General features: G+C 73.9%; 6 protein-coding genes. 1 reads left to right on the forward strand and 5 read right to left on the reverse strand.

Going from position 1 to position 6,902, the window contains the following annotated elements; genetic code table 11:
- Window positions 1–3: 3 nt before the first annotated feature.
- Genes egtD through egtA form a run of 4 tightly spaced genes read right to left on the reverse strand, consistent with a single transcriptional unit; the run spans window position 4 to window position 4,364 of the window.
- The gene (egtD, locus tag AB0C78_RS43825; protein WP_360760296.1) at window positions 4–960 is read right to left on the reverse strand and encodes an L-histidine N(alpha)-methyltransferase; all 957 of its coding nucleotides are present in this window, start codon (window positions 958–960) and stop codon (window positions 4–6) included.
- 9 nt (window positions 961–969) lie between these two features.
- Window positions 970–1,704: an ergothioneine biosynthesis protein EgtC gene (gene egtC, locus AB0C78_RS43830; RefSeq protein WP_360760299.1), complete on the reverse strand. Its 735-nt coding sequence runs from the start codon at window positions 1,702–1,704 to the stop codon at window positions 970–972.
- Window positions 1,705–3,102: an ergothioneine biosynthesis protein EgtB gene (gene egtB, locus AB0C78_RS43835; protein ID WP_360760302.1), complete on the reverse strand. Its 1,398-nt coding sequence runs from the start codon at window positions 3,100–3,102 to the stop codon at window positions 1,705–1,707.
- Entirely contained in the window at window positions 3,090–4,364 is a 1,275-nt protein-coding gene (gene egtA, locus AB0C78_RS43840; protein ID WP_360760305.1) for an ergothioneine biosynthesis glutamate--cysteine ligase EgtA, read from the reverse strand. Before egtA ends, egtB begins: the two co-directional genes overlap by 13 nt.
- Before the next feature lie 263 nt (window positions 4,365–4,627).
- Between egtA and AB0C78_RS43845 the strand changes: the two genes are divergently transcribed.
- A complete protein-coding gene (locus AB0C78_RS43845) occupies window positions 4,628–5,884 on the forward strand; it encodes a hypothetical protein (protein WP_360760308.1) in 1,257 nt (418 codons plus the stop codon).
- A gap of 28 nt (window positions 5,885–5,912) precedes the next feature.
- Here the strand turns inward: AB0C78_RS43845 and AB0C78_RS43850 are convergent, their stop codons facing one another.
- A complete protein-coding gene (locus tag AB0C78_RS43850; RefSeq protein ID WP_360760311.1) occupies window positions 5,913–6,641 on the reverse strand; it encodes a rhomboid-like protein in 729 nt (242 codons plus the stop codon).
- Window positions 6,642–6,902: the final 261 nt, after the last annotated feature.

Raw genomic sequence — 6,902 nt, forward strand, 5'->3', positions numbered from 1 at the left:
GGGTCAGGGGCGGGCGGGGCGGGCCAGGCTGAGGGAGAAGTCGCCGGCCTCGTCGGTCCAGAACTCGGCCAGTTCCATGCCGGCGGCCCCCAGCTCCGACGCGAGGCGCTCGCGGCGGAACTTCGCGGAGATCTCGGTGCGCATCTCCTCGCCCGCCGCGAAGTGGACGTCCAGGTCGAGGCCGCCGACGCGGACGTCCTGGTCGCGGGTGGAGCGCAGCCGCATCTCGATCCACTCGTCGGTGCCGTCCCAGACGGCGACGTGCTCGAACGCGTCGGGGTCGAAGTCGGCGTCCAGTTCCCGGTTGATCACCGACAGCACGTTCTTGTTGAACTCGGCGGTGACGCCGGCCGCGTCGTCGTAGGCGCGGACGAGGCGTCCGGGGTCCTTGACGAGGTCGGCGCCGAGCAGCAGGAAGTCGCCGTCGTCCATGGTGGCGCGCAGCCCGCCGAGGAAGCCGATGCGGGCGGCGGGCGGCATGTTGCCGATCGTCCCGCCGAGGAAGGCGATCAGCCGGCGCTCCCCGGCGGGCAGCAGGTGCAGGTGCTGCTCGTAGTCGGCGACGACGGTCCGGACGGTGAGGCCGGGATGGTCGGCGGCGATCCCGGCGGCGGCCTCCTCCAGGAAGTCGCCGCTGACGTCGACGGGGACGTAGGCGCGCAGCGTCCCGGCGAGCGCGCCGAGCAGCAGCCGGGTCTTCTCCCCCGACCCGGCGCCCAGCTCCAGCAGGGTGCGGGCGCCGGTGATCGCGGCGATCTCGGGGGCGCGGTCGGTGAGGATCTCGCGCTCGCGGCGGGTCGGGTAGTACTCCTCCAGCTTGGTGATCTCCTCGAAGAGCGCGCTGCCGCGCTCGTCGTAGAACCACTTGGGCGGCAGGGTCTTCGGCGTGCCGGCGAGCCCCTCCCGGACGTCCTGTCGGAGCGTCTTGGCAAGGTCGTCGGCGGTCAGGAACCGGTCCACGTGGTCCTCCTACAGCGGGTCTATGCGGACGCCGGACCGCGGTCCGGCGGTGACGAGCGAGCGGTCCGGGACGGGCCGCCAGCCGGGCCGGTCGTCCAGCGGTTCGGAGACGATCCGGATCGCGTCCGCGTCCTCGCGGACGAACAGGGAGTCGCCCCAGGTGGTGGCGGCGAGGGCCGTCCCGTCGGAGGCGAGCAGGTTGTAGCGGCCGCCGGTGAGGCCGGTGACGGCCGCGACGACGGCGGCGAGGCCCTCGCCGAGGGACGCGCCGTCGCGCCAGTGCCGGACGGCGATGGCGAACAGCGGCGCGGAGTCGAGCGGGGCGCGGGCGTCCGGGACCCCGGCGAGGTCGCCGGCGAGCTCGCGGAGCTTGGCCTCGACGCCGGCGAAGCCCTCGACCTTGCCGTTGTGGCTGAACAGCCAGGTGCCCTCGCGGAACGGCTGGGCGCACGACTCGTCGACCGGGAACCCGACGGTCGCCGAGCGGATCGCGGCGACGGCGCAGGACGCGCGGACGGCGCCGGCGATCTCGCGGAACGACTGGTCGGTCCAGAGCGGCTGGGCCCGGCGGAACCGGACCGCGGCGCCGTCGGCGTACCAGCCGGCGCCGTACCCGTCGGCGTTCAGCAGGTTCCCTTGCGTCATGCGCGGCGCGTACGCCTGGTGCTCAAGGGAGTACTCCCCCTCGTAGATGAGCGAGTGCAGGGTCCTCTCGGGACCGAGGTAACCGAGATGACGGCACACTCAGGACTCACCCGCCTGTGCCCTGTGGAGGGACGACCCCCCACGCCCCCCGGCAACCGCGGAACGCGCGCAGCGGAACCCAGAGAAGATCTGCCGCCGGATCGGGTAGTCCCAGTTGCGGAACGAGCCGCGTATGGCGAGCGGGTGCGTCGCCCATGAGCCGCCCCGCAGGACCTTGTAGTCAGGGCCGAAGAACACTTCGGAGTACTCCTTGTAGGGGAACGAGCGGAACCCCGGGTAGCCGTGGAAGTCCGACGACGTCCACTCCCACACGTCGCCGATGAGCTGCCGGACCCCGTAGGCCGACGCACCGGACGCGTAGGAACCGGCGTCGGACGGGCGCAGCAGCCGCTGGCCGAGGTTGGCGCGGCCCTCCTCGTAGACGTCGCCCCAAGGGAACTTCCGGGACCGCTGTACGGCGGGGTCCCAGCGTGCGGCCTTCTCCCATTCCGCCTCTGTGGGGAGGCGCTTGCCGGCCCACCGCGCATAGGCGTCCGCCTCGTACCAGCACACGTGCTGGACGGGTTCGCGCGGCGGAACGGGCTCGGTACGCCCGAACCGGCGCCGCAGCCACTGCCCTCCCTCCCTCGACCAGAAAGCGGGGGCGCGCTTGCCGCTCGTGTTGCGCCACTCCCAGCCGGCGGAAGTCCACCAGCGCGGGTCGTCGTAGCCGCCCGCCTCCATGAAGGCGAGGTAGGCGGCGTTGGTGACGGGCTCCACGTCGATGTAGTAGGCGGGCAGGTCGACCATGTGGCCCGGACGCTCGTTGTCGTACGCCCACGGTTCGTCCGACGTGCCCATCTCGAACGGTCCGGCGGGAATGAGCACCTCGTCGGCCCCGGACGCGGCGGCGGGCTTCTGCAAGGCCTCCGCGACCGGGTCGAGCAGGGCGGGAGCGCCCTTGCGGAGCTGATGCGTCGCCAGCATCGTCTCGTCGTGCATGTGCTCGTGCTGGACGACCATCCCGTACACGAACCCGCCGGACGTCAGCGGGTCCGCCGTGTCGAACCGCACGGACGGCAGCGCGTCCAGCACCTTGGCGCGCACCGTGCCGATGTAGGCGCGCGCCTCGTCCGGCGGCAGCAGCGGCAGCGACGGCCGCTCGGCGCGCGGGTGCTCGAACGCGTCGTAGAGGCCGTCGATCTCGGGACGCATCGGGTCGGCGCCCGCGGCGGCCCGCAGCAGCCACAGCTCCTCGTAGTTGCCGACGTGCGCCAGGTCCCAGACCAGCGGCGACATCAGCGGCGACACCTGCGAGGTGAGGTCGTCCCCGTCGAGGACGTCGGTGGTCAGGCCGAAGCTGCGGGCGCGCACGCCGCCGAGCTCCTCGGCGATCAGGTCCTTCAGCGCGTCCTCGTCGTGCTCGGCGATGGGGCCCGGGGAGCTCAGCGGGGCCATGTCGGGTCCTCCTCGGACGTCGTGGTGGGAGCATCGTGGGGCCGGTGGGCATCGTGGGCGGAGCCCGCGTGGGCGGCGCCGTTGCGGGCCGGGCCGTCGTCGGCGGGGGTGCGCCCGCGCTCGACGTACCGGCGCGCGTACTCCTCCACCAGCGGGACGAGACCGTCCGCGCCCATCCGGGGCAGCGCGTCCAGCGCCGCCGTGAAGCAGGTGCGCGCGGCGGCGGCCAGCGCCGGGTCGGCGAGCCCGAAGCGGGCCGCCTCCGCCCACAGCCGCGCCACCGGTTCGGCGGCCTCCTCGGCGGCGCGGGACGCGGCCGGGTCGTCCAGCAGCGCGGCCGCGACCGCGACGGGCACCGGCCAGTACCGGGCCGGCAGCGCGTCGATCATCCGGAGTTCCAGCCAGCCGCGCGGCCGGACCGGCGGGAACAGCGTGGACAGGTGGTAGTCCAGGTCCTGCGGGCCCGGCTCGCCCTTGTCCAGCCATTCCTTGAAGGACATGCCGGGGTCGGACACCCACTCCCCCGACGCGGTCTTGACCAGCATGACCCGCGCGTCCAGCGCGTACCGCGTCCACGCCTCGGCGGGGTCGGCGTCCGCGCCGTCGCGCAGCACCGGCAGGGTGCGGCACGGGTCCAGCTCGGTCCAGATGGCCTGCCGGGACGAGCGCAGCCCGGTGCGGCGGCCCGCCTTCAGCGGCGAGTTGGCGAACGCCGCGATGAGCAGCGGCCCGAGCGCGTGCGTGAGGCGCCAGCGGCGGGCCGCGTCGGCGCGGTCGGCGCCGATGTCCAGGCAGACCTGCACGGACGCGGTCGAGCACATCATCGCGAGCCCGGCGTCGCCGAACCCGCCCGCGCTGAAGTAGTCGCGCATGCACCCGTAGCGGGGGTGCTCCGCCTGGAACCGCGGCAGCCGCACGGGGTCGACGCCGTGGCCGACGAGGTCCAGCCCGGCCGGGGCGAGCGCGTCCCGCACGTGCGCGATGTCCCCGGCGAGCGCCGAATGCAGTTCGGAAACGCCGCGGAACGGCGCGGAGCTCAGTTCCAGCTGCCCTCCGGGTTCGTAGGTGACGGCGCTTCCGCCGGGCGGCGGCCCGGCCTCGTCGACGAGCATCCGCACCCGCCGCGCGGGCACGTGGGCCGCCTTGTCGGCGGCGTCGACGACGAACCACTCGGTCTCGGCACCGACCGTCCCGGGCGGGCCGGTCTTGAAGCAGACGCCGTAAATGTGCTGGTAGACGCCGTCCTCGGTGAGCCGTGGCACGCGACCTCCCGAAAAAACTCGATAACGAGTTCGAATCCTTCCCTGCTGAACCGGATCAGGAATCCGCTAATTTTCGGGAACTTCCTTAAATCTGGGTGAACATGACCGTCTGCCGTCGAAGTGATTACTTTCCGTGCTATTCGACACGATGTTCACACCCTGGCTTCTCACAGGTTGACTCGAGGCGCTAGAGTCCCGCTACCGACCGGTATGCACGGTTTCGTGCCATCCGGTGCCAGCAGCGGAGACGACCGGGAGGTCACATGCGCGGCGACCTGGGCTCGCTCTACGACGCGCACGCCGCCCGCCTGTACGCCTACTGCTGGTCGCTCGTCGGCGACCAGCTCGCGGCGGCGGCGGTCGGGGACACCTTCGCCGCGGCGGTGCACCAGCCGCCGCGGGGCGACAGCGTGCTCTGGCTCTACTCCCTGTCCCGCACCGCCTGCGCCGAGCGCGGCGCCTTCGGCCCCATGCCCGGCGGCCTGCCGTTCGCCGACCCCGACCCGCTGGTGCGCGCCGCGGGCTCGCTGCGCGCCGACCACCGCGAGGTCCTGCTGCTGTGGGCCGGCGAGTGGCTGGAGACCCACGACATCGCCCGCGTCCTCGGCCTCGCGCCCGACACCGTCGTCCAGCTGCTGAACGCCGCGCGGTCCCGGCTGGAGCGCGCCGTCCTCGACACGCTGATGCGCGGCTCCGCCGGGCCCCAGCTGGAGCTGATCGCCGCGTTCGAGAAGGGGCGGCTGCCGCAGCTGCTCGCCAAGCGCGCGCCCGCGCAGGCGCCCGGCTGGCTGCGCGACCAGGTCCTCGCCGCGTGCGAGGCGGAGGCCGACCGGCCGCTGCCGAGCGTCGCCGCCCCGAGCCCGCTCGTCGTCATCGGCGACGACGGCCGCAAGCCGCGGGAGCGGCGCGGCGTGTGGTCCAAGGGCCTCGGCGCCGTCGCGGGCGTCGCCGCGTCCGCGGCCGCCGTCATCGGCCTGCTGGCGTCCTGGCCCACCGCGAAGGGCGGCGGCGCCGCGTCCCTCGTCCCGACCGCGGGCACCGGGCGCACCGACCCCGCGTCGGCGAAGACGACCAAGGTCACCGACACCCCGCCGCCCGGACTCACCGGCTCCGAGCGGGCGACCGGCGACAGGGCCGACCCGTCGAAGAACCCGGTGACCAGCGCGTTCGACGGGCAGCCGACGCCCGCCGGGGGCGCTCCTGGCCAGCGCACCGCGCCGGGCTCGCCGAGCACCCCGAACTCCCCGGCCGACTCGCCCGTCGGTTCGTCGCCGTCGAACGGCGACGAGCCCGGGAGCGGCACTCCGAGCAAGCCCGGCGACACGTCCCCGACGACGCCGCCCGACTCCGGCACGCCGACCACTCCCCCGGACTCCGGCAGCCCCGACCCGACGACCCCGCCGGACGACGGCTCGACCGATCCCACGACGCCGCCGGACACCCCGTCCGACCCGCCCGCGACCGGTACGCCGGGCCCGAGCCCCACGTCCAACCCCACGCCCGAGCCCGGCCAGAGCTGAGCCGCACCTCCGGCGGGCGCTCGCGGCGTCAGGCTTCGGAGGGGGCGGGGCCGGGTTTGAGGGAGTCCCCGACTTCCTGCACCGCGTGCACGGCCCTGGCCTCGGCGGCCTCGATGACGTCGGCGACGGGCGTGGCGCCCGCGACGCGGCGGCGCTCGCGCGGCAGCAGCACGCCGCCGACCAGCGCGCCGCTGAGCATGGCCACCAGGTGCCCGACGGCGGCGACCTCCAGCGAGAGCAGGCCGTCGAACAGGAAGGGCAGGAGCGAGACCCAGGCGGCGAAGGCCAGCAGCCGGCGGATCCGGCCGCGCCCGTACAGGATCGCGGCGACGAGCGCCGCGCACAGCACGTAGGACGGGCCGACGTCGGAGATCGTCCGGACGGAGTCCGACAGCAGGCCGGCCTCCAGCCGCACGAACGCGATGCCCTGGCTGATCAGCGTGCCGGCGACGTGCGAGACCGCGACGAGCACGACGGCGCGCGCGTTGCCGAACCGCCGCACGACGGGGAACAGCCCGAGCACCGCGACGACCAGCAGCGCGCCCTGCGACCCCTCGGCGACGAACGCCGAGGCGACCATCGTGCCGATCGGGTCGACCGCGAGGTTCGCCAGGTTGGTGCTGGTCCACGCGACGACGGCGCGCTGCGCCGCCGGCGGCAGCAGGACGGCCTGCACCAGCCACATGGCCGCGAACAGGCCCAGGAACGTCAGCGGCATCGGGTACCGCTTGATAAACCCGCCCATCATCCCGGTCATCCCGGCAAGCCTAGGTGCTCCAGCGATGTCCGGGGCTCGATACCCCCGATACTCACAGGAAAACGACGGCTTCTCCAAGGTGCCTCCCTGCCCACGGGTACGGCCGCCGCTGCCGGGCGGTTCGGTGCCCTGGCGCCGGGCTCTCGATGCCCGGCCCGGCGCCGGGCTCGCGTACGGCGGCGCGGTGCGCCGTCCCTGAGATCGGAAGAGCGTCGGGGAGGGAAAGAGTGTATGCGTGGTCGTGTAGAAATAGGTGGTAGC

This window comes from Actinomadura sp. NPDC048394 (assembly GCF_040651755.1).
Lineage (GTDB): Bacteria > Actinomycetota > Actinomycetes > Streptosporangiales > Streptosporangiaceae > Spirillospora > Spirillospora montaniterrae.